This window comes from Corynebacterium sp. MSK310, assembly GCF_030227355.1.
GTDB lineage: Bacteria > Actinomycetota > Actinomycetes > Mycobacteriales > Mycobacteriaceae > Corynebacterium > Corynebacterium rhinophilum.
This window is the reverse complement of the sequence record NZ_JASPFZ010000002.1, coordinates 1-21607: the sequence shown is the minus strand read 5'-3', so window position 1 is coordinate 21607 and position 21607 is coordinate 1. Positions and strand designations below refer to the sequence as shown.

The following is a 21607-nucleotide window of genomic DNA, read 5'->3' as shown; positions in this document are numbered from 1 at the left end:
CAACACGCAAAGGAGGCATACCATGACACCACTAACAACCATCATCGCCACAGGCACTACCAGCACCATCACCGGCATAGCCTCCTGGATAACCGCCACCATCAACGCACATTCAAAAGAACGACAAACCCACGAACAAACCCGCTACCCCGAATGGAAAGCGTTCGTCGACACTATCCAGCAAGAAACCCATCAACTCACCGACCGAGTCAACAACCTCCAAGACCAAGTGGACACGCTCCGCGGCCGCGTCAACACACTCAGCCACAAGTACAACTCCGCACTCAGCCACATCACCGAATGGCGACAAGCACACCCAGAAGAAATCCCCCACCACCCAGCACCAACAGCAATCAAACCCGACCTCTAAACCACCATGAGCAACAAAAACCCACACCACCCAGGAACCCCACACCACTTACGCCAATATGTCCGCAACCGCGACAACCACACCTGCCAACAATGCGGCAAACCAGGACACGAAGTAGACCACATCACCCCAATAAGCCAAGGCGGAACACACAACCTAGAAAACCTCCGCGTACTTTGCCACCAATGCCACACCAACAAAACCACCCAAGAAACCCGCACCGGAAAGGCAAAAAAGAAAAAGCTCCTCCACCTCCCACAACAACCACACCCAGGACTCACCAACTAACCAAACCCCACAACCACCCCCACTAACCTTGCACCACCCCACACATCAACTACGGTAGAATCCGCGTACAAAACCAGTACGCAACCATTTCCACACACGAAAGGAAAACAAATGATTGCAGACCTCGTAACCAACGCACAAGAAGCAGCACACGCAGCCATCTCCAACGGCTGGGACGCCCTCGAACAGGCAAGCCTATTCTTCCGCAAGCTGCCATACCTCATCCCAGACGCACTCAACGAGTTCAACCGCAACATCACCGGCTTCTAAAACACAAGCCAAACAACCCCCGAGAACACATCTCGGGGGTTTACCCATACCCCCACCCAGGGGCAACCCCCGCCCCCACAACTCCCCAACCCACGGGCGACCAAGGCGTTTAGGGTACGTACGGGTCTCGAGAGTGGCCTGTTCCCAGTGTGTTGACGTCTTCTCGCCGACTTTACAGTCGCTATAACGAACTTGATTTCGATTGGGAATACGTATGAAGTACTCCTGGAGGCCGCTTTAGCGTCCAGTTGTTTGAACAGAGAATAGAATCTTCGAATTCGAGTGGTTTATCGTCATCTCTAGGGGTGGTTTAGAGGTTTGAGTGAGTTGCCTCGTTATCTTCCGTGGTTGTCTATTCTAAAGGTTTTTCTGAATTGTAGATGTCGAATTGTTCCCAGTTTTGGTTGCTATCACTGATTATCATTCTTCCGGGAGGAAGTTTTATGGTTTTGGGGTCGGTTTTTGTTGGTTTTCGTCCGAGTATGAGTTGGGCTTGGTCTATGGTGTGCACGTTGGTGCATATTTTGGTGTTGGTTTGGTTTCGTATCGGGGCGGGTATGGCGGTTGGTGTGATGTCGGCGGTGGCAATTGTGACAATGATTCCTGCTTGGTGGCAGTTTTTCATGATGTTTGCGGTTTTTGTGGCTTTTGCATCTGGGGGTGGGGTTGCCGTGTTTTTTGTGTTTTTTGCTTTAAAGTATTGTTGGCTTTCGTCGAGGATGAAGATTTCTAGTCGTCGGTGTTTGGTTTTTCCGTTCCAGTAGTCGATGCCGTCTTTTAGGCGTTGTTGTTTTAAGTTTTCGAGTGCCTCTAAGGCATCGGTGATAGCTTGTTCGGTTTCAATTGCGCCGTGGAAGTAGGTTACATGTGCGTCTGGTCTTACGGCGTTCATGATGCCTTTGAGGAGGGCGGTTTTTCCGTTTCCTGGTAGGCCGGCGACCAGGATGTTGGAGGCTTTTCTGAGTTGTAGGTGGGTTTTCTCTCCTGTTTGGGTGTTGCGTCCAATTGTGAGGATGTCTTTGTTTTGGTCGTAGGTGATTTTTCCGGGGATTGCTGCTGAGTTTGGGAGTTTCTTTGATATTTGTACGCGTTGGTCTGCGATTTTGATTCTGGTTGGGATTTTGAGGATGTTGTCGAGTTGTTTGGTTCGGGTTAGTAGCTTCCACCATTCTCTGTCGCCTGGTGCTATTTTCATCCAGCCTTGTGGGCTGATTTCTTTAATTTTCACGTTTGCTTTGAATTCAACTGTTGCTTTGTGTTTTGCTAGGCGGCGCACTGCTGGGTCTCGATACCGAGTGAAAAAGTAAACCTGTCGTGTGATTGCTGCTAGTAGTGCTGTTATTGCGAGAGTACTTAGCAGGATTAGTGCGCCGTTGTTGATTTCGTCGCGGAGTGCGTCTAGGTGGGGCGTGTTGAGGGGGATGGTTAGGGTTTTCATGCTCATTTGAGGGTTGTTTTTATTTGGTGTTGCGTTGGCGGCTTTTTATACCGCTATCTTCCCTGGAAATATTGCTCAGTATGCGGAGCAGCATAATGGGTTCGGGTTAGATACTGATACTAAGCGTTTTGTGCGTTTGTTTGTTGGCCTTGGTGTCTTCCAAGGCCTTTTATTTTTGGGCTAGAATCATGCCTTGCTCATTCATCGCATTTTAGATTTGAAGATCTGCTTAGCCCACCAGGCCCTGAAGAAGTTGAAGCGAGCTATGAGTCTGTCTCGGTCACCTGCTCGTAACGCACCACGAGGCAGGAGCTCTTAATCCTTAAGTCAACAAATACTCCGACGTGTGTTGAGGGTATAAGTTGTCGTCGCGTCGATTATAGCGCAGTGCGTGACAGTTACCAGCTGTCATGCCGCCGTGAAGGAGGGCACCCAGTTTCTGGTGGGGTCACTTTGAATCCTAAGCGTTTTAAAGCATCCATCGCGACGGCGGGGTTATCTCGAACAGATGCCTGGAGTTGGATGTCAAACCACTTTTCTCGAGAATGTTTCAGCGCTACCTCCCAACCGTTTTTTCCTCGAAACCCGCATTCCTGAATTACGAAATACAGAAATTCTTCGAGAGATGGCCGGAATCGATGGCCTCCTACCGGTACATGGAGCGGACTTATGTCTCCATCTTTCCTTTTATCGGTTTTACTAGTCCTTCCATTTTTCATTAGGGCTGGGCTAAGAAGACCTCCAATGCCCGAAAAATGAATATGGGCAGCTGGAACCCGCTCCTTGTCTCGCTCGTATTCAAATTTGATTGCAGATTGTGTATGGACACGGATTGAGTAATCACTGTGTCTAACGGTCAGGTACTGTCCACTTCGGTCACTTTGCAGCTTATAAGTAACAGCTAGGGCATACAGATCACAGGGACTGATACATTCGCATTCTTCAATGCTTGAGGTCCCCCGACCGTAATGCAGCGGTGCCTGAAACGAAATGACGTAAACACCAGACTGGTCATTTACGTCAAGACGTTTCTTGAGTTGTGATTCCCGCAGCGGCAGTGCTGCCATCAATATTGCAAGCACCTCGGAAGCGAAATCTTGTGCTGATTTGTCGCTGAATTCCCGTTGCGTGACTGAGCTACTCGTCAATGTCGAGCATCATTTCTACGCGACGAAGTTCGTCATAAAGCTCACGTTCTTCCGTCGAAAGGCAACCCATTGAAGCCAAGTCACGAAGATCCCGGAGGCTGATCGGAGCGCCTTCAACTGAGGAATATGCACTAGTAAGCTGTTTCGAAAGCTCGTCGTGGCGGCGGTATAAATCTTCCGGTGTATGACGCCTGATTGTAAGTGACATATTTTAGGACCTCCTCTGCTTCAAGTATGTCTGAATATAGTATGCGGCACGGACATTGAGCACCAGCGGGTCATGGTTGCGTTTCTCGATATTGCTTCGTTCCCGCCTTTTTGTAAAGCAATCTCTGCACGTCATTTAGCAAATACCGGTTAGTGCCTTTGGTTGATTGTCCTTTTCGAATTTTTTCTCTTTCTGCCCATTTCCTAAGTAGTTCGGGTGTGATCTGGTACCCCTGTTGTCTCAACTTGTAGGTGAGAGTTTTTGCGGTGAGCCACACTTCTTGCGGCTCTCCTATTGGTTCTGGTGGTCGTGTGCGGCGTAGTTTGTGGTCGAGTTCTCGTATTTGGTGTTTGAGTTCGTCGAGCATGAGGGGGGCTACGTCGAGTTGGCTTATGGGGCCGGCGTTCCAGGCTATCCAGTGGCACATGCGTGTGCCGTTGCGTTGGAATCCGTGGGTGTAGATGTCGCCGGTGAGGGGGGATGTATCTGGCGGCGTCTGTGCAGTATTCGTTGAGTAGTTCGGTGAAGTGTGCGTCGTCTGAGAGGGTCCAGATGGGGAATGGTTCGCTGGGGCCTTTTTGTTGGTTGGCTCCTTGGGTGGAGACTTCGGGGGTTGGGGTTTGTGCCCGTCTCCGAGTCACATGCGGGCTTCTTCTGGGGTCATGCTTCCTCCTGGTGGTTTGCGGCTGCGAGTAGGGCTGCTGCGAGTTGTTTGGCTTCGGCGGGGCTGGTGATGAACCCGTGGCCGTGTCGTTCGATGAACACCTCGCCGATTAGACAGCGAACTGTGGCTACACCGCCGCCCTGGTCGTTGATGGGGATTTCCCATTGGGGGCAGTGGCCGTCCTCAAAGAACAGTTGGGGCAGGTCTGGTGCTAGTAGTCCTTCGTTGTCCAGTTCGATTGCTATGCTTTGCGCATACCACTCCGGATCGAGGTCAAATCGGTTTTTGTGTCGCTGCTGCCATTCGTGAATTAATCGAGCGACCTGGTGTTGGTTACTCATCGTGGTCTCCTAGGATTTGGTGGATGGTGGTGTCTAGGGCGTTGAATACCCGCTGTACGTTTGGGCCGGGTGTGTGGATTTTTGCGGCGGAGCGTGCTTCTTCTTGGAGGCTCGTTAGCTCCCCACGCATCCGTAGGATTTCTTGTGCGAGGTCTAGCCAGGTGTATTTGGTTGTGGCGGCTACGCCCTGCTCCATTTCCGTGACGATGCGGTGAAGGTGGTCGTGATTAATGCTCATTCCTGCACCTCTGTGAGTGTGTAGCGCTTACCAGTCGGGGTGAGGAGTTTCCTAAGTAGTCCCGTGATGGTGACCCCTGCATTTGAGGGCCGTATGCACCTAATGTAGCCGCCATTTGGAGAAAGCATGACTGCCTTTCCCCAGGCAGGGTGTTCTGCTTCTGCGAGGTAGTGCTTGTCGTCGTCCCATTCGACTTCGGCCATGGTGGGGTGTGGCTTGGGTGGGAGGGCTGCAAGGATCTGTTTCTTCCATCGCGTGTAAAGCACTGTGTCGCTGGTGAAGTCGGCTGCGCTCAGCGCTACGTTCTTTAGTTCCTCTAGCGCTTCGTACGCGTTGAGTATTTGTGCTCGTGTTGGGTTAGTCATGGTGTGTGTCCTTTGCTTGGTCTGCTAGTTTGCGGGTTTCTTCTTCGACTTCTGCCCATGTCCAGGTGTGGAGGTTTCCCCCGCGAAAGACAGGCGCTCCCATATTGGCAAGTGGAGCTTCGGGGTGGTGACCGTCTCCGAGATGATTGGTGTCGAAGCCGATTACGCGGCCCTCGTGGTAGGTGATTCCGCCGTGCACTTCGATGTCCGGGTGCACCTCGATCATGTCGGGAAAATCAAGCCACGGGTGGTTTTCTGGCAGTTCGATGTAGCCGTTGATAGTGAACGGCCCCATCTGTGTCATGCAGTTGATGCCCTGGTGAGTGAAATAGCGGGCGGTGTCGTTAGCGATGCAGTCGAAAGGGTTGGTCATTGCTTTCTCCTTGTTGGTGTTTATTTGTCTGCCCAGAGGTCGTAGGCGCGGTCTTTCCAGGAGTCGTCTTCTTGTTCTTCCAGTTCGTCTGGGTTGGGTTCATTGGTGTCATCAAAGGGCCAGGGGTAAATCATTGGGTGTCTCCTTGGGGTGGGGTGAGTAGTCGGATTAGGTCGTTTAAGTCCATGGCGACCCATTGTTTTCCGGGGTCGGTTGTTCCTCTTCGCTTGGCGATTACCAGCCCTACGTGAGCGTCATCATTTTCGGCTTCGGTGTGGGCTTCTTTGGTCCATTGGGGGAGGTTGAGTTTGCCGCCATAATCCTTTGTTTCGATGACGATTCGGCGGTTGTGTGAGTCGCGGACGTTGGCAATGTCGCCTTTGTCGGCTGCCCCGGTTTTGACTTTTCTGTCTATGCGGTCGTCGAGGTTGTCTCGTAGGTAGTCGGCGATTTGGCGTTCGAATCTGGCGCCTGCTTGTTTGGCGCTGTTTCTGTTTCGTGCCATTTGTGTCCTTTCTAAAGCGTTGGTTTGAGTTTCTGGACTGATTGCCCGCGGGTGTCCTGCTTGCCGCGCTGTGGGGCTTCTAGGGGGTGTTTTGGGGTGGTTGTGTGTTTTCGCCTGGTGCGGGTAGGCGGTTTTTGTTGATGCTGCGCTTCAAACGAGCAAAGAACTCCCCCGGCTGCATCTCCACTTCCGGAGCCTGTTCTTGCGCTTTACGCCACCCTGCGCGGGCTATTTCCACCACGTCGTGGCCTTCGGGGTCTTGGGTTTCATCAATGCCGGACCAGTGTGGCGGTGGGATGACTTTGTCGAGGGTGAACTGGTCGCCGTAGTTGCGTTTGGCGCGGGCTACGCGGTGTTTCCACCTGTGGGCTTCGAGGATGTATTTCTTTGATTCGTCGCGTTCCCACTGCTTGATGACCTGCTTTGCCGCGTGGATGATGTCCCAGGGGCCGGCCATGGTGTCGGTTTGGGTGGTGGCCGCCCAGTAACGGATGGCTTCGGGCCATACGTCTTCGGGGACGTTGATGGTTTCTAGGACGTCTGCCCAGACGTTGAGGACGATGGGGTCGTCTTTGGGGAATTTGTTGGGGGCTGCTGCGGAGCCGTAGGCGATGATTTGGGATGCGAGTCGCATGTTTTCGGCTTGTGGCATGGGTGTCTCCTAGAAGGGCGGTTCGAGTTGTTTCGTTCCGGTGGGTTGTGGTTTTTGTGCTTCTTGGGCTTCGAGTTCGCGTGCCATGCGTTCGCCTAGTTCGATGTAGCGCTGGGATTTGGATTTTTGAGGCTGGCCGGTGGTGTTTTGTTTTTGTCGGCGCATCCAGACTCGCCATGTTGCGTCCCAGTCGGCTTTCCGTGCCTTGGCTCCAGTGATGGAGTGCCAGTAGTCGCAGAAGTTCTCGTGTTCGGTGGCGAGGTCGAGGTCTGGTCGTTCTGTGCGGATTTTGTTGACGGTCTCCGGTTTTGGTTCCCAGCCTCTGGGGAGGGGGTGATTCTTTTTGGGTTTGGTGGTTGTGTCTGGGCTGGGGCCACCATCCGCTTTTGCGGTGGTGGTCTCTACTACAGAACCTTTAGGTTCTGTGGTCGGGCCGGGTCGGGTCGGGTCGGGGCGGTGTGACACCGTTCTGTGACTCACAGCGATGTCACGTTGACCTGTCACATGTGAGTCACGCGTGACATTTTCGCGTTCTCCCTGCTCTTGGCGTTTTCGGTAGCGCGATTTGCGTTGCCTTTCGGCGGCTTCTTCGCGCTCTTTTAGCTTCTGTTCGCGACTGGGTTGCCACCCATTCCAGTCGTGAAAGCGGAACACTTTCGCACCGTTTTCGGACCTACCTTCAACCCAAATGCCCGCAGAAACGAGCGCATTTATTTGAGATTTCGTGCCTTTAAATCGTTTGACTTGGCTTGCCGGGATGACTCCGTCGGTTAGATGTTTGCCGCACCATGCGCCCGATTTAGTCCACAAACCGATAGCAGCGTTAGGCACGTCAAGAAACTTCGGATGGTCGTAGAAGCCATCGTCAACCTTGAACCAAGTCATCGTCTTGTACCTCCTTTTCTATGGATTGGAATAACTGGATTAATGCATCGAGGAAGTCCGGCCTAGCGCAGTACACGTCTTGGGATTCCAAGTAGGCGCGCATGTCCTGGCGGGCACGGTGGTCAGGGTCAGTCATGGATAAAGTCCGTTGGGGTTAGAAATAGACCCCGCCTGTGGACTATTGAGGTCCTGAACAAAACGGGGTTATGTGGTGGGGTCGACGAGGACGGTGGAGGTTGCTTTGAGAGTGAAGCGTCCGTCTCTGGTGACCCCGTGAACTGTGCCGTCGTATTCGGCGGCGTAGGTGATGCGGTCGGCAATCTTCTCTGGGTCAAAGGTAGAGGGGAAAAGAACCACCCTTTTGCCCTTGTATTCGGGAAGTTCGGCGGCTTGAATCTTTACATTCCCCATTTAAAATGGTGGCTCCTGATTCTGCTGTCCCGATTGTGCCGGCGGGGTCGACCACGCCCCGCTAGCAGCGGTTTGTCCATTCTGCGCGGCGTTATCCCACGACTGCTGCGCCTGGCTGGGCTGCTGCTGCGGCGCGGCGGGGAGCGTGTAGTAGCGCATCGCGTTGAACTCTATCTTGCTGCGCTTTTCACCGTCCTTGGTTTCCCACGAGCGGGTTACGAGCTTGCCTGTGACGGCTACCTGGTCACCCTTTTTCAAATCAGCGGCCATCTCAGCCCACGGGGTGGGATTCTGCTTATTGCCTTGCTCGTTCCAGATGGTTACATCTAGGTACATGTTGCGAGTCTTTACCCACTGGTTCTGCTCCTGGTCAAACCTATTGTCTGAGCTAGCGAGGGTGAAGTTAGCCACCGCGGCGCCCTGCGGGGTGAATCGTAGTTCTGCGTCGCGTGGGAGTCCGCCGGTGAGTGTAATGAGGTCAATCATTTATTTGTTCTCCTGCAGTTCGTTCCAGCGGTCGCGGCCAAGGTTGATTACTTTTTGGGGCACATCACTTTCTTCGCGGATTTCGTTCATGAAGTCGGTGACTGCCTCAGCACTAGTCAGCTCTGCGAGGGCGGCTTTTACATCCCGCACGAACTGGTCATCTTCCGGTTCCGGTTCTTGCTTCTTCTTCGGCGCCGGTGCCGACAGGGCCTGCTGCGCCACATCCTGACGAGTAGCCTTTTGCCGAATGGGTTCCGACGTATCCACAAAGCTCTCGGAATCGAAGTACACATCCCCTAGTTCATCGGGGAACGCCTTTCGGAAGGCGCCAGCGGCTGCGTTCTTTCCCAGCATGAAGGTTGGCTTCGCATCCCACATTGGCGTTAGGTTTCCTTCTCGGCCCCAAGTTTGCTTGGACTCATCCCAAGTAACGACATGCGGGAATGGTTCACCGTCTCGGTACACAATGACCTTGGCGAACTCCGGATACCCCATGCGGGCCACGTTCCACGTGTCGCGCCATTCTGTCTCCTGCCCTGTGGAATGGTCGATTCCCTTATACAGCCAGTCGCCTTCGCGGTAGGTGCCGCCCTCCTGCTTAGCGATACGTCGAGCTGTTCGACGTGCTCCGCCGATACCGACTTGGAGGGTGTAGGTCTTACCGTTCTTCGTCTTGCGCTCAATGAGCGCGATTTGCGACGGGTCTTGAGGGTTCAGGCCCAACGCTTCGGCGCGGGCGAAGAACATTTTCAGGTGATTGGCTGGAATTTGCTTGTACCCTAGCTGCTCAATGAGTGTCATTTCCTGCTCGTTGAACTTAGCGATTTCATTACTCATTTAGATGTTCCTTTCATCGTCGAATCGGTCGAGGGTGATTTCTGTGAGTGCGAGGGCGGTTTCCTCATCATGGCCGCGGGCGGTGAAGCACTCCATGAGGTAATGCGCCTGGTCGGCAAAAGCAGTCAGCGCCGCATAGTTTGCTTCTGTCACGGTGCGCGCGACTTCGAGTCGTCGCCGCGGCATATCACTCGGAATAGGAGTCATAGTTTCTGGCGCTCCTTGTCTGCTTGGTCGTGGATTTGCTGGTAGAGGTCACGCATTTCTGGGAACGTGTCTCCGTGGTCGCGCATCCAGTCGAAGGCTTCGCATTGTGCTCTGTTTAGGGCGCGGTTCTTTGCTCCCTTGCTTGGTTCTGTGGTGTAGATGCTCATTAGTTCACGACCTTTGTTAGGCGGAGGCGTGTGGAGCCTCGGCGGGTTTTGGTGTTGAACTCGGCGTAGAGGTCTGGGTGGACGGTCTTAAACGCCTTACTGTCGAAAGTCTTAGAATCCTTGGTGGTGGAAACACTCACCTTGTAGCCGGCGTGCGTACCCGCGTAGGAATCACCGAGTAGTTTCAAAAGGTCTTTCTTGTAGGTCTTGGCTAGGTCAGACCAGCTGGCGGATTTTTCTTCCGCGTCTGCTAGTTGCGCTACGAGGTCTTCTACCTCGTCGGCGTCTTCTAGGCTGGTGACCTCACCCATCCAATCCGGGGTGGTGCCTTCCAGCCAGGCGAACCATTGCGCGGCGGTGCGTTGCATGTCCTCCACCACCTTGGGGTCATAGTGGATTACCTGATACTCGTACCCGTCCGGGGTGAACTCCCCGTCCTGCTCCTGGTAGTACTCCACCAGCAGCACGCACGCCTCGGCGCCCGCATGCCACATGTTTGCCTGCACCTGCAGGTAGTACCCGTCGGGGCACCAATCATGCCAATACCCACCAGTGAATTGGTGTTTAGCGGTTTTAATCTCACCAATGACCTCCCCGTCCTCACTGAAAAGGTCTGGGGTGCCACACAGGCGCTCATCATCTTTGTTGATGATGATGGTTTGCGGGTCCGCGTTGTACACAAGACGCGAATCAACCTCCGCCACAAGCGGCGCCAGCACGGGTTCGCGGGCAGTGCCCCAAACCGTGTAGTCATTACCGCCCCACCGCTTCCCTGTTTCTTTCTGCTCGCGCAGTTCCTGCCACTGTCTAGCAGTCCTGCTTAAATGCAGGTCCCTTAGCTCCGTTGAGGTGAGGTGCTGGCGGCGGAACTCGAACCATTCATCATTATTCTCTGGTTTGAATGTCCTCAATTTAGTTCTTCCTCTTAAAACTCGTGGTGCCCTTATTCGACTCACGCAGAATTTTCTTCGCATTCCTCGCATGGCGCTCACAGAACCGGAACCCAACCCCCATACCAGGAATGTCCTCACCCTCAAGTAGGCAGTTCGCGTAAAGGCGGCGGTCCCGCTGCTCATAGCAGCGCTTGATATACTCCCTCGCTGCCCTCAACGTCTGATACCTACGCGGCGCATCCCCAAGGTTCACCACCCACTCCCCCTTATAGAGGACAGGGTGAAACTTCTGGTATGCCTGTTCTAACGTAATTCCTACATCCATACTGGCGGCACCGAAATAACCCAATGGAAAACAAATCCAACCATGCCGCCAAACACGCCAGTAGCCCAACACAGGCGCACCCGCTTAGCGGCAACATCCTGCCAATACGCCAACTCCTTATACGTCGGCTCGCGGCGCTCCGAGCGATTACTTACGCACATGACAAAACCTCCTCTCATAAGCAGAAATCTGGCCGGTCACACTATTGGCACCACTAGCAAGCGTGAGAATTTGACGACGAGTCTTCTCAGGAAGATGAGCAAGGTTGTAAATCGTCTTCAACCGAGCCTCAACATCCCTCATATAAGCCTTCGCCTCAGAAGCCGTAATCTGACGCATCATCTACCTCCAAATCATTACAAAAGTTCGATTAGTTCGTTGGAACATGCGTTTTATAAAGCCCATTGGTTCTCCCCCATCAAAAAAGCATCGCACCACTCAGGCTTGACGCGGTACGTGCGCCCAGTCTTCACCGAACGCAATTCCTTACGCTGCAAAAATCGATACACCGTCTCCAGATGCATACCCATATACTCAGCAGACTCCTTCGCGGTAAACCATTTACTGATACAATCCATAACGCCCTTTCTGAAAAAAGAGGTTGAATCACGGGTAAGGCCCCTGCACTTCTCAGTTCACGCAGGGGCCTTCACCATGAAAACTTCCGAAAAATAAACGGGGATGCAGGTGCAGCAGAGCGCAGCAGCGGCAAGTGCTGAAACCGCCAAATCCTGGGATACTGCCCTTGAAGCGGTCAGTGTCCAATCCGCCGTTGACAACCCCTAGTGCGCAGCCGGGGAGTTGCACCCCAGTGGTCTTTTGTAAGCACAAATTTCTTTAGCCCCTGTAGTAGGTACAAGAAAAATGTGAATAGTTACTACTCTGCGCTAGCACGCCCCTTCAGGCCACCTGAAGAGGCCAGATAAAATGTGAAAGCATGAACGCGCTCGAAATAATCTCCACACTCATCGCCGCAGTCTCCGCCGGCATCGCACTCTGGCAAGCAATAGACGCATCAAAATCACGCAAATCAGCAAAGACTGCACAAGCCGAAGCCGCAGAAAGCTCCGACCGAGCCGCCCGCAGCGCCGAACAAGCCGCAGAAGAACAACGAAAAATCGCCGAAGCACAAGCAACAATCTCCGCCTATACGCAGAAACTCGCCGCAGCCAACCGACGAAACGTCACCCTCCACCACGAGAGCAAAAAGAACTACGCCATCGCCAACGAAACCGGCGAAACCATCACCAACGTCAGCATCAACCCAACCAGAGACGACCAAGCAGCCACCATGAGCGCTGAAACCGCCGCCGCCCTCGACCACGGAGACGTCATCGAAGTACTCCTTGGCTTCCAGGGAAAATACATCCTACGCTGGACAGACAGCGACAGTAAACAGCAACAAAAAGCAGTAATCGCTAGTGCCGGTTGATGTGGTTGACATAGATAGCGCACCCCGCAGAAATCAAGGCACACGCCGAAATAATAATCGGAGCAACCATACCGAAACACCTCCCCTCCACAATCAACTATCCGCCTCACGGTGTGTGAGGCCAGTGCCGCGCCCAGGACTTGCACCCGGGGAGTAGCTCATCCACGGCCTAGTGTTTTACGTCCTTGGTGGTTCCCTCCCGCTTACGGCGGGGTTCCTGCCTGTCGGCTTGGCCAATGCTTCACGGACACGTCACGTGGTTCTTGGCCCGGTATCTTCTATCAGGACAATCCACTTTTCAGTTCTCTATACAACGTTTTCCGCCCAGGCCTAACCCTTGGGGGTTAAGTCACTTTGACGAAAATTTGGGACATGCTGGTCCCCGTGCCCGCGGGGAGGCTTGCACTCCCCCGCCTGCTAGACGGGCTAAAATAAACTCATGGCAATAACCGCACCCATAAGCGCAATAACCGGACTTGCCGCACTACTACTAGGAATCAAACAATTCCAACACGCCCGCCAATACGACGGCGCACACCAAATAGCAATGGGCTTCAGCAACTACGGAACCCCCACCATCGCCTCAGGAATGAAAGAGCCCATTGACGAAATCGAAATACAACTCCACTACCAGGGCTTCCAACCCCTCTACGGAGTCAAGATGTCCCTCCTCTGGGACAATGGCGAACACTGGGACCTCTACCCCGAGACTCAGCTTCAGCCTGGAGAAAAATTCGGCCCGAAGGTTCTAAAAATACCGTGTAGCGACCTGGATAAAGTACACCTACATGTCGCATGGCAGACTCCACATCCTGCCATTCTGAAAAACAAGATTCGGTATCAAGCACTCCGGATGAACCTGGCTCAAGAGGCTCAACAATGGCGATGGCGTCCATTCGAACACCTCCATCGGCGCCGGCACTCGCCACTCGGAAAGTGGAAGGCAATTCATAATTCCCCAACCGACCAACAGAACTTCCCCGGCTGGCCCCACGGCCCCGCAGCCAAGACCATAGACTGGTAAACATCAACAACACTCCTCTAAACGCATTCGACCAATACCGCCCACACACGTGGCTTTTACATATGCGCTAGGCGTAGTACTCATCCCACACCTGCTGCATCAGCTCCCGGTCGGCTTCGGTATAGCCGTTAACCTGGCGCACCTGACCGTTAGGCAGGGTAAGGTCATACTTTTCCGGTTCGCGTCCCTTTTCCAGCGTGTACAGTGCCTTCATGCGCTTACCGAACATCGGGGCCACCGACTTCATCTTCTTGTTGGACAGGTTCTTCGACTTCAAAAAATCCGCCGTGTACAAGGGCCGAGTCTCCGGGTCCAACTCCGGCACCTCACCCAAACCACGCGCCAAAACAATCCGCGCCTTCGCCTCCAAATGGTCCGGGTGGATAAGACCCTTCGCCGCCTGACACAACTCCATCCGCATCTGCGACTCACGCATCAAAGCATTCAACTGGTGCTCAGCCTGCACCAGTTGGTTTTCCATAGCTACGAAGGCCTTAATGAGATTCTTCTTGAAGTCAACCACCACCGGCGTATTGCGGAACAGGGTCATGGCGAACATTGCCTGCTCACGATTCAGAACCGCGATGTTGGTCTTTTGTGCTCCGCCTGCGGTTTGACGGGTCCGCGTTTCAAACGCGACCCTTCCAAACTCCTCGAAGTCTGCTTGGTTCTTACGAATCGTTTCCAGAACGTTCTTATGCTGAATACCGACACCGCCGGCAATAATCTCCGAAGTGGTAGTTAGGGTTCCGTCATTGTTGGCATGAACCAGTTGATTGTCCATTGTGTTAAACTCCTTATTGAGTGATCGTCTTGGCTCGGTGTTCTGGCACCGGGCCTTTTTCTTTTAGGCCGCTGCTGCGAGTTCAGCTCCGTCAACAACGACTAGAATCTTCGAGGCTTTTGCACCGAGTCGGACTAGACCGTTGATAACTTCGTTGTCCAACTCCCTGCTTTTTAGGTATTTGCGAAGCGTGTTGCGGTGAACGCCGATTTTGTCTGCAAGTTCGGCGTTTGAGGTGATGTGGTTGATTCGTCGGACTCGGTCTACTTCATCCAAACTGATTAAAACCTTGGGCACTTTTCTCCTCCTCTCGAGTACATGCACAGAGCTTAGTGCGCTTTTGGGAGAATTACAAACTTGTCATGCAAGGTCTTGTGCACATAATTTAAATTGCCCAGCATATGGGCCATTTGCTGCACACATATTTGTGCACTACTGTGTTTGGTATGGATAAAGAAAAAGACTGGTTTAGCTCAATGGCAGACCGCAAAATCACCGTCGTGGAAATCGCAAAGCACCTAGAGGTATCCCGCAATACTGCACGTTCTCGACTCGACGAAGGATTAACCAGCGATGAGATAATTCAGCTGGCACGCGCCCTACACCTCAACCCGGTAACTGCCCTAAATGAATTAGGGAAACTGGAAGGGCAGGAAATCTTTGACTTCCTAGACAGTGACGGCACCCTTCTAGCCACGGCCTCACCCCAACAGCTGATTTACCAGTTAGCACAGGACTCCCTTGGGCACGAGGAGAAAGGACGACTCTGGAAGGAGGTATCCGACCCCCGTGGTTATCGCGATGACCTGGCCGCTCGTCGTGCGGGTGCCCCCGTGTCGGACTCGTCTGCTTCACTACCAGATGACGATGACGGCATTGTCCGCGAGTTTGACTACTCCCCCGACGAGTACGCAGCCGACTCGTCACCCAACGAGCAAGAAGAACGAGAGAAACGAGGTGAAGATTTGATTGATTAACACTGATGCCCTCATTGATGTGGCGCAGCGGCGCGGGTATCGGGTGAGGTGGCACCGTGGCGGGCCGAAAGCAGCATGGATACCCAGATGCAACATCATCACCCTCCGCCTAGGCATGGACGATGCCACCACACTGTGTTCCTTGGCCCACGAGCTAGGCCACGCACACTACGGTGACCCTCCCGGCCACCACGGCGCCCACGAAATACGCGCCGACAGGTTCGCCGCCCGACTCCTCATCAACTCCACCGACTACGCCACCACAGAGGCAATCTACGGACCACACCCCAACGTCCTAGCCCACGAACTAGGCGTCACAGTCAAAGTCCTAAAAACCTGGCAAACCCTACACGAAAGACAAGTAGCCTAATGACCCTCCTAAAAATTCTTGGCGAAGATTACACCCAAGAAGTCGACCGCGAAGGCTTATTCTTTTCCAACCTTCGTGAACTGGCCGAAGACAATTCAGCGGCCCCAGGGGAAGAGATTGAACTCGACCTTGAGCTACTGCCAGTTACTGATTACTACGGCATGGACAAAGCGATCATCGTCCGCGAATCAATCAATACTTTGGGCTGGCTGCCAGAGGAGGACATGGACTATTGGTGGCAGCTTGCCTGTGCTGTCCACGACGCCGGCGGCACCATCGAAGTACCCGGACGCGTATGGACTAGCCGCGATTGGGAGAAAGACTTCTACGCCTCGGTGCGCTTGGATATGCCCGCCATGGCGGAAGCAGAGACCGAACTCGAAAATGATGGTGTAGAGCTCACTTCCGCAAATCGAAAAGCGTGGACGAGTTTCAGCAACTACATTGAGGAATACTGGGACCCACGCTGGGTGGAAGCCCACGGAATGACCGAGCAGGAAGTAGAGCAGCGGGCAGAAGCTACCCGCCGTGAAGTTGAGGAATACCGCGCCCAGAGAAAGCTCGAGCAAAGACACACCAGTCCATACGGCGGTTGGCAGGAGTCGCATGCCCAGCCCTCCCCTTACCCCCAGGATTTGCAGCAAGGCCGCTACCACGCCGATGGCGGTTATGCGCCGCAATACCTCCCAGCGGCTCATATCAGCCTGCCGTTGCTGTGGTTCCTGTGGCTTTTCCTAGGCCTTTTCGGCGGACATCGTTTCTACCTCGGCAACATCGGAATCGGCATAATCCAATTGTTCACCGCAGGAGGTTTCGGAATCTGGTGGCTGATAGACGCATTCATCATGCACAACCGAGTCCGCGCCCTTGAGTCCGGTGCAGAACCACGCATCAAGTTTTAAAGCCTTAAAAATTCCCTCTACGAAAGGACAGCAGCATGAAAAAGCTACTCCCCCTCCTCGTACTCTCCACACTCATCTTCACAGGATGCAGCAACGCTGATACGCAACAAGAAGAAAGCAAAACTGTAAACGTCGCCGGCCAAGACTGGGAATGCCAGCCGGTGCCAGATGAGACGATGCAGCGAATCATAGGTGGCGACAAGTGGGACGACGGTGCTCACGCCACCGTGGACAAGGCTGTCATGGTCCAGGGCGAGGACAATAACTTCATTGCTGCGAACATCACCTGGGAAGGTGAAGATGAACCGTTTGCCGCAGACTTCACCACTCCTAAAGACGGCAGTGGCCCCATCACTTCCGCCAACCCTGGAACCGCCGAGCTATTCAACTGGCCCGAGACCCCAGGCGGACCGTACGACGGCACCAACGCCGCCAAGGAATGCCTCGCGCAATAACCCGAGGATGGTCCCCTAACGAACGGAGGCCACATAATCAGAAGAAAAGGCCACCAGGCACATAACTACAAGGATGAAATAAGAGCTTGGTGGCCTTCTCCCAGAGAACCCATCACATACAACACAGGCGAAATGCGATGGGAGACCAGGGAATGAGTAACCCTGGAAGTCAACCAGAACAAATCAACTGGCTGACAAGACCTACCCTAATATTAAGAATCTAATAATTCTACGCCTGAGACTGTGGCATTCACCTCACGCCATAAAAGAAAGGCCACCAGGTTACAGCGTTCCCTACAAACGCCGCCCGAAAAAGCCTAGTGACCTTCCAAAAGACCAGCAGTCCACATCATTCATTCTTCGTTCATTCCCTCAAAGGAGACTCCACAAAAATGAACTGCCGGCACCCGGATTCAACGAGCAAAACCGAGTGAACCTGAGTTTAGTACAAGCTTTTGCTTAATGTCTACAAAGAAAAAGAGGCGTCACCTTTTACTGCAAATGTGACGCGGTTGTTGGTGACGCCTTTATCGGCTTCGAAGCCTGAAGCCTGATTTTGGTTTATCGTCCGAAGTTTTGGACTGCGAAAAGTTTTCCGTCCTTATCTTTAGCAACTCCAATGCCTACAGATTTTGCGTCGGGGTCGAGAAGGTTTTTCCGGTGCCCTGGCGAATCGGCCCACATTTTAACTAGCCGAGCGTTGGAATAGTCGTCCCATGCTTGAAGTACGTTTTCTCCGCCTGCCGGAATGCTAGAGGGGTAGTATTCCCAGTGATTGGGGCGGTGTTGTAGTTCGCCCTCTTGGGCTAGGTGGTTTGCCCAGTCTTGGGAGAGGTGGTTTAGGGCTGGGCTTCTGCGTACTGGTTTACGGCCGTTGACTATGCGTACACCGTTGGTGTAGATGTAAATGGATTCTGCTCGTACGGCATTTGGTTCTTTGCTGCTGGCTTTGCTGGAGGCCTGGGAGGAAAGGCCGTTAGTGGTTTCGATGTCGCTGCTGAGGTTAGCGGATGTTGTTTGGGCTTGTGCTGGTGCTGCGATACCCCCTGCAATGAGGGCTAATGTAACCGCGATGGGTGTGGCGAATTTTGCTGGTTTAGGGATGAGCATTGTGTGCCTTTCTGAGAGAGCGAATGTTGGGGATGGTTTTCATTCTCCCTCACTGCCCAGGATAGGCACTTTCCTATCATTGTCCACCGGTGAGAAGCTTTCTTATAATACTTATCATATAAATATTGTTTGATCTGTGAATTTTCAGCGTTTTCTTAGTTAAGAAGCGATGTGCGCCACAATAGGATATTTTTACCCGCCGCATTCACCCCCGAAATTGCCCCCATCCCAAAAAGTAAAAGTTTCCACGCCACATACATCTAGGGGCCCAATTCAGACACCGAAAAGGCCGCTAGGGGTATAAACCAGGAGTATGAAAGGGGCCTATACCGCCTAGCGACCGTCACACGAAACACCTTTCCACATAAATGAAATCACCATGGAAAAGGCTAAGAGGGAGGAGTCGCACCCTCTGCCAGCCAGAACTAATAAGCCGTGACTGACACCAATACTTTAACCAGCAAAACCAAAAAGCCGCAAACACTACACAGACAAAGGGACACACCAAGACATTCCCAAGAGTAACGATTCGACGTCTCCACCCCCTTGTTACCCCTCCCCCCGCAAAGCAAACATCATCGCTAGAAACATAAGAGCTCAGTAAGAGTTGCGCCTAGAAAACCTACACTAGGGGCCCGAGCTTTCTCTTCGTCGAGCAAGAGCACTAACACCATCCACCCCAGTCAATGGCACCCCGCTAACACCATGGACAATCAAAGCCATCACAAACCCTGTGCATTCCAACACAAAAACCTGACTTTTTCTTTAATGCGGACTAATATACCGTTTTGCCCGTAAAGAAATCCCTCAAGAATTCACCCAAGGAGACGCCATGCTACGTAAGGCAACCATCGGCCTAACCACCCTCGCAATCACCACTACCACCGCCATCGCACCAGCAATGGCAGACAACACCATCACCTCCGAAACCGTCCCAGCAGACGCCATCGCCACCACCGAAACCACCCCAGAGCAAGAGACGACCCCAGAGCAGGAGACCAATTCCTCCAAACTCAACAAGGACGACATCCACAACAAGCTCGAGGAACTCTCCAGCAAGCACCAAGAAAACAAGCAAGACCGCGAAGCAAAGCACGAAGCGCACAAGAAAGAATTCGACGCCAAGCTCGACGCACTTTCCAGCAAGACTGAAGACTTCAACGCGAAGGTCGACAAGTTCATCAAGAACATCGACTTTGACAAGATTCAAGACGCACTAAAGGTTGTCGAAAAAATCATCATCATCGCGGGCAAGCTCGCTTAACTAAAAACAAACTCCACCAGTGCTCTGAGCGTTACTACAACGCCCAGAGCATTTTTCTATCCCCACCCCAACACAATGTCTTCTATCAAATCCTACAAAACCAACAAGGGAAAAGCCTGGCGCGTCCAATACCGCTCCCCCGATGGCAAATCACGCACAAAGCGTGGATTCCGCACAAAGAACGAAGCCCAAGCATGGTCGGATAAAAATGCAGTGTCGATTCGTGAACAAGACTGGATAAACCCTAATTCAGGCCGCGTAACAGTCACTGAGCTTGGAAACACATGGTTGAGCACATTGTCGCATGTTAAGCCGTCAACGCGGGAACTGTATCAACAAGTGTGGCGCGGATGTGTAAAGCCAGAGTGGGGACTAGCGGCGGTGGCGTCGATTAAGCCCTCCGAGGTTCAGCGGTGGGTATCGGGGTTGGAGTATTCACCGTCGTGGGTGCGGCACGCGCATAATGTTTTGGCGCAGGTGCTGGATGTTGCAGTAGCGGATAGGCGTATTCGTGAAAATCCGGCGCGTGGCGTGAAACTGCCACGAAAGGTGCCGACGGTGAAGGTCTATTGGACGTTAGAGCAGTTGCGGTTGTTCGCTGCGGAGTGTGGCGACCGTGAAGATCTTATTTTACTTTTGGGGACGTCGGGTTTGCGGTGGGGTGAGGCTATCGCACTTCGCCCTTGCGATTTGAGCCCCGAGCGGAATCGGATCCATGTGGTGCGCAACGCTGCAAAGGTGGGCAACGGCATTCGGGTGGGCACGCCTAAGACACACGAGCGACGAACGGTGGCGGTGGCGTCGCATGTGATGAGAATGTTGGCTGATAGATGTGTTGGTTTGGATTCGGAAGAGTTGTTGTGGACAGCCCAGCGTGGTGGGTGGTTACGCACACCGGGGCATAATACGTGGTTTGACGGGGCATTGAAGCGAGCGATGGTGAAGGACCCGTCGTTGGTGCGTGTGACTCCGCATGGGCTTAGGCATGTGGCTGCAGGGTTGCTGGTGAATGCGGGGGCGAACGTGTTGGCAGTGTCTCGCCAGTTGGGACATGCTGATGCGTCGGTGACTTTGCGGGTGTATGCGGAGTTGTTTGATGATGGGTTGGATTCTGTGGCTGCGAAGTTGGATGAAGGGTTTTCGGATGTCGTCAATATGTCGTCAATTGGAGCTAAAAGTCCTGTTTAGCTGGGGTGTTAACTAGGTTCGAGTCCTGGTGGGGAAGCTTTTCCACGTCCCCCTCTATCAGCAAAAACGCTGGTGAGGGGGGTTTTATTTTTTGGGTTAAGCCCGGATTCTAAGGATCGTGGAAACACCTGACCTTGATTGGTGGTGTTTGTGGTGTCGAGTCGTTGGGATCCTTCGCCGGATGTGGTGGAGCAGCTGTGTTGCTTGGTTTCAGGCGGTCGTAGTGTTCGTAGTGCGGCGTTGGAACTGGGGCTTAGCTTGAGTGTTGCGTATCGGCTGGCTCGTGAGTATCAACTTCCTGTGCGTGTTCAGAAGTCGACTTCTGCTTCGGTTGCAGAAAGCATTGAAGCGCTATGGAAGCAGGGTGTGAAGCCGTCAGATATTTCAACGCGGCTTAATGTAGGAACCAGCGTTGTGTACCGCATTGGTATTGAGCTTGGCTTGTGGCAGCGCAATCGAGCGTGTCAAGTTGTTTGTGTGTGGGGCTAGGTTTATAGGTATTTGTCGAAGCGGTCGGGGTAGGCTACGGCCATTTGGTTGATGGCTTGTTTCCAGCCGGAAACTCGGGCTCCTTCCATGAGTCTGCCGGCTGTCGCGGAGACTCGTTCGCCTTGCTTTGCTCTTTTGGCGGCTCGTTTGTCTTCAATGTTGCAGATCATCAACCACAGCGTTTTCAGCGCGGATTCATCGTTGGTGAACTGCGAGGGGTCAGGAAGTTTGTGTGTGAGGCTCTGATCTAGAAGGAGTTTCACCGATAATGACTACGGTGTCACCAAAGAAAAGCCATGACCCGGCGAGGGTCAACGAGATCAGCGAGAAGCTGATGGAAAATCCTTAAGCTCGCCAGCTTGATCAGCGAGCTGTCGGCTTCTGCTGATGATGCAAGCGAGCTGGTCAAAGGCTTGCTACAGGTGTCGATCAACGCTGGTCTACAGGCAGAGATGGATGCGCACGGGCCCGACCCCCGGAAAGTGGACACATCGGGGGTTAGCTATGCTGCTTTGGTCAGTGTAGCTGAAGTCTCGGCTTC

Annotated in this window: 32 protein-coding genes and 2 pseudogenes; 12 read left to right on the top strand and 22 right to left on the bottom strand. The window is 53.3% G+C overall.

Features of this window, described 5'->3' with window-relative positions:
* Positions 1-22 precede the first annotated feature (22 nt).
* The 3 genes from QP891_RS02465 to QP891_RS02460 all read left to right on the top strand — a co-directional run bounded on the left by QP891_RS02465 (position 23) and on the right by QP891_RS02460 (position 928).
* Positions 23-370 carry an MbeD/MobD family mobilization/exclusion family protein gene (locus QP891_RS02465; RefSeq protein ID WP_284816904.1) on the top strand — a complete coding sequence of 116 codons (348 nt, stop codon included), beginning with the start codon at positions 23-25 and terminating at the stop codon, positions 368-370.
* A 6-nt stretch (positions 371-376) separates the two neighbouring features.
* Positions 377-658 carry an HNH endonuclease gene (locus QP891_RS11845; protein ID WP_350338572.1) on the top strand — a complete coding sequence of 94 codons (282 nt, stop codon included), beginning with the start codon at positions 377-379 and terminating at the stop codon, positions 656-658.
* A gap of 111 nt (positions 659-769) precedes the next feature.
* Positions 770-928, top strand: coding sequence for a hypothetical protein (locus QP891_RS02460; protein ID WP_284816902.1), 159 nt, complete (start codon positions 770-772; stop codon positions 926-928).
* 352 nt (positions 929-1280) lie between these two features.
* Here QP891_RS02460 and QP891_RS02455 read toward each other — a convergent pair whose 3' ends face one another.
* From QP891_RS02455 to QP891_RS11840, 18 genes are all read right to left on the bottom strand, one after another.
* On the bottom strand, positions 1281-2372 hold the full coding sequence (locus QP891_RS02455; protein WP_284816900.1) for a P-loop NTPase family protein: 1092 nt from the start codon (positions 2370-2372) through the stop codon (positions 1281-1283).
* A gap of 1131 nt (positions 2373-3503) precedes the next feature.
* Entirely contained in the window at positions 3504-3722 is a 219-nt protein-coding gene (locus QP891_RS02450; protein WP_284816898.1) for a hypothetical protein, read from the bottom strand.
* A gap of 660 nt (positions 3723-4382) precedes the next feature.
* Positions 4383-4727: a hypothetical protein gene (locus QP891_RS02445; RefSeq protein ID WP_284816896.1), complete on the bottom strand. Its 345-nt coding sequence runs from the start codon at positions 4725-4727 to the stop codon at positions 4383-4385.
* The gene (locus tag QP891_RS02440) at positions 4720-4965 is read right to left on the bottom strand and encodes a hypothetical protein (RefSeq protein ID WP_284816894.1); all 246 of its coding nucleotides are present in this window, start codon (positions 4963-4965) and stop codon (positions 4720-4722) included. Before QP891_RS02440 ends, QP891_RS02445 begins: the two co-directional genes overlap by 8 nt.
* Positions 4962-5330: a hypothetical protein gene (locus QP891_RS02435; protein ID WP_284816892.1), complete on the bottom strand. Its 369-nt coding sequence runs from the start codon at positions 5328-5330 to the stop codon at positions 4962-4964. The genes QP891_RS02440 and QP891_RS02435 overlap by 4 nt, the downstream gene beginning before the upstream one ends.
* On the bottom strand, positions 5323-5703 hold the full coding sequence (locus tag QP891_RS02430) for a hypothetical protein (RefSeq protein ID WP_284816890.1): 381 nt from the start codon (positions 5701-5703) through the stop codon (positions 5323-5325). The genes QP891_RS02435 and QP891_RS02430 overlap by 8 nt, the downstream gene beginning before the upstream one ends.
* A 130-nt stretch (positions 5704-5833) precedes the next feature.
* Positions 5834-6208: a putative PDDEXK endonuclease gene (locus tag QP891_RS02425; protein ID WP_284816888.1), complete on the bottom strand. Its 375-nt coding sequence runs from the start codon at positions 6206-6208 to the stop codon at positions 5834-5836.
* Positions 6209-6287: 79 nt separating this feature from the next.
* Positions 6288-6860 carry a hypothetical protein gene (locus QP891_RS02420; RefSeq protein WP_284816886.1) on the bottom strand — a complete coding sequence of 191 codons (573 nt, stop codon included), beginning with the start codon at positions 6858-6860 and terminating at the stop codon, positions 6288-6290.
* 9 nt (positions 6861-6869) lie between these two features.
* Positions 6870-7745, bottom strand: a complete 876-nt coding sequence (locus tag QP891_RS02415) for a hypothetical protein (protein ID WP_023021049.1) — start codon at positions 7743-7745, stop codon at positions 6870-6872.
* Positions 7726-7881 (bottom strand): hypothetical protein, encoded by a 156-nt coding sequence (locus tag QP891_RS02410; RefSeq protein WP_023021048.1) that lies wholly within the window; start codon positions 7879-7881, stop codon positions 7726-7728. The genes QP891_RS02415 and QP891_RS02410 overlap by 20 nt, the downstream gene beginning before the upstream one ends.
* A gap of 68 nt (positions 7882-7949) precedes the next feature.
* Positions 7950-8156, bottom strand: a complete 207-nt coding sequence (locus QP891_RS02405; RefSeq protein ID WP_023021047.1) for a hypothetical protein — start codon at positions 8154-8156, stop codon at positions 7950-7952.
* On the bottom strand, positions 8157-8642 hold the full coding sequence (locus tag QP891_RS02400) for a single-stranded DNA-binding protein (protein ID WP_023021046.1): 486 nt from the start codon (positions 8640-8642) through the stop codon (positions 8157-8159).
* Positions 8643-9479, bottom strand: a complete 837-nt coding sequence (locus QP891_RS02395) for a recombinase RecT (RefSeq protein WP_023021045.1) — start codon at positions 9477-9479, stop codon at positions 8643-8645.
* Positions 9480-9686 (bottom strand): hypothetical protein, encoded by a 207-nt coding sequence (locus QP891_RS02390; protein ID WP_023021044.1) that lies wholly within the window; start codon positions 9684-9686, stop codon positions 9480-9482.
* Positions 9683-9853, bottom strand: coding sequence for a hypothetical protein (locus QP891_RS02385; RefSeq protein ID WP_023021043.1), 171 nt, complete (start codon positions 9851-9853; stop codon positions 9683-9685). Before QP891_RS02385 ends, QP891_RS02390 begins: the two co-directional genes overlap by 4 nt.
* Positions 9853-10764: a YqaJ viral recombinase family protein gene (locus QP891_RS02380; RefSeq protein WP_023021042.1), complete on the bottom strand. Its 912-nt coding sequence runs from the start codon at positions 10762-10764 to the stop codon at positions 9853-9855. The genes QP891_RS02385 and QP891_RS02380 overlap by 1 nt, the downstream gene beginning before the upstream one ends.
* A gap of 297 nt (positions 10765-11061) precedes the next feature.
* On the bottom strand, positions 11062-11232 hold the full coding sequence (locus QP891_RS02375; RefSeq protein WP_023021040.1) for a hypothetical protein: 171 nt from the start codon (positions 11230-11232) through the stop codon (positions 11062-11064).
* Between the two features lie 231 nt (positions 11233-11463).
* Entirely contained in the window at positions 11464-11649 is a 186-nt protein-coding gene (locus tag QP891_RS11840) for an excisionase family DNA-binding protein (protein WP_023021038.1), read from the bottom strand.
* Positions 11650-12008: 359 nt separating this feature from the next.
* Between QP891_RS11840 and QP891_RS02370 the strand changes: the two genes are divergently transcribed.
* Both QP891_RS02370 and QP891_RS02365 read left to right on the top strand, forming a co-directional pair.
* Positions 12009-12503 (top strand): hypothetical protein, encoded by a 495-nt coding sequence (locus tag QP891_RS02370; RefSeq protein WP_284816881.1) that lies wholly within the window; start codon positions 12009-12011, stop codon positions 12501-12503.
* Positions 12504-12942: 439 nt separating this feature from the next.
* On the top strand, positions 12943-13527 hold the full coding sequence (locus QP891_RS02365) for a hypothetical protein (protein ID WP_284816879.1): 585 nt from the start codon (positions 12943-12945) through the stop codon (positions 13525-13527).
* Between the two features lie 67 nt (positions 13528-13594).
* On the opposite strand, the gene QP891_RS02360 is transcribed toward QP891_RS02365, so the two are convergent.
* A complete protein-coding gene (locus QP891_RS02360; RefSeq protein ID WP_284816877.1) occupies positions 13595-14311 on the bottom strand; it encodes a Rha family transcriptional regulator in 717 nt (238 codons plus the stop codon).
* A 63-nt stretch (positions 14312-14374) separates the two neighbouring features.
* The gene (locus QP891_RS02355) at positions 14375-14608 is read right to left on the bottom strand and encodes a helix-turn-helix domain-containing protein (protein ID WP_023021034.1); all 234 of its coding nucleotides are present in this window, start codon (positions 14606-14608) and stop codon (positions 14375-14377) included.
* Between the two features lie 149 nt (positions 14609-14757).
* Here QP891_RS02355 and QP891_RS02350 point away from each other — a divergent pair, with 149 nt between their 5' ends.
* From QP891_RS02350 to QP891_RS02335, 4 genes are read left to right on the top strand one after another with little or no spacing between them, the layout of a single operon-like run.
* On the top strand, positions 14758-15288 hold the full coding sequence (locus tag QP891_RS02350) for a hypothetical protein (protein ID WP_284816875.1): 531 nt from the start codon (positions 14758-14760) through the stop codon (positions 15286-15288).
* Complete coding sequence (locus tag QP891_RS02345) at positions 15281-15658, top strand: ImmA/IrrE family metallo-endopeptidase (RefSeq protein WP_269966455.1); 378 nt, start codon at positions 15281-15283, stop codon at positions 15656-15658. Before QP891_RS02350 ends, QP891_RS02345 begins: the two co-directional genes overlap by 8 nt.
* Positions 15658-16560: a TM2 domain-containing protein gene (locus QP891_RS02340; RefSeq protein ID WP_284816872.1), complete on the top strand. Its 903-nt coding sequence runs from the start codon at positions 15658-15660 to the stop codon at positions 16558-16560. The genes QP891_RS02345 and QP891_RS02340 overlap by 1 nt, the downstream gene beginning before the upstream one ends.
* A 35-nt stretch (positions 16561-16595) precedes the next feature.
* Positions 16596-17015, top strand: coding sequence for a hypothetical protein (locus tag QP891_RS02335; protein WP_284792209.1), 420 nt, complete (start codon positions 16596-16598; stop codon positions 17013-17015).
* Positions 17016-17576: 561 nt separating this feature from the next.
* Here the strand turns inward: QP891_RS02335 and QP891_RS02330 are convergent.
* Positions 17577-18125, bottom strand: coding sequence for a CAP domain-containing protein (locus tag QP891_RS02330; RefSeq protein ID WP_284816871.1), 549 nt, complete (start codon positions 18123-18125; stop codon positions 17577-17579).
* Between the two features lie 832 nt (positions 18126-18957).
* On the opposite strand from QP891_RS02330, the gene QP891_RS02325 reads away from it, so the two are divergent.
* Positions 18958-19389 carry a hypothetical protein gene (locus QP891_RS02325; protein ID WP_284816868.1) on the top strand — a complete coding sequence of 144 codons (432 nt, stop codon included), beginning with the start codon at positions 18958-18960 and terminating at the stop codon, positions 19387-19389.
* Positions 19390-19464: 75 nt separating this feature from the next.
* Complete coding sequence (locus QP891_RS02320) at positions 19465-20577, top strand: site-specific integrase (RefSeq protein ID WP_284816866.1); 1113 nt, start codon at positions 19465-19467, stop codon at positions 20575-20577.
* A 491-nt stretch (positions 20578-21068) separates the two neighbouring features.
* On the opposite strand, the pseudogene QP891_RS02315 reads toward QP891_RS02320, so the two are convergent.
* A pseudogene (locus QP891_RS02315) lies at positions 21069-21278 on the bottom strand (IS256 family transposase); the annotation flags it as partial.
* Positions 21279-21334: 56 nt separating this feature from the next.
* Here QP891_RS02315 and QP891_RS11950 point away from each other — a divergent pair.
* Positions 21335-21530 (top strand): annotated as a pseudogene (locus QP891_RS11950) (IS256 family transposase); the annotation flags it as partial.
* Positions 21531-21607: the final 77 nt, after the last annotated feature.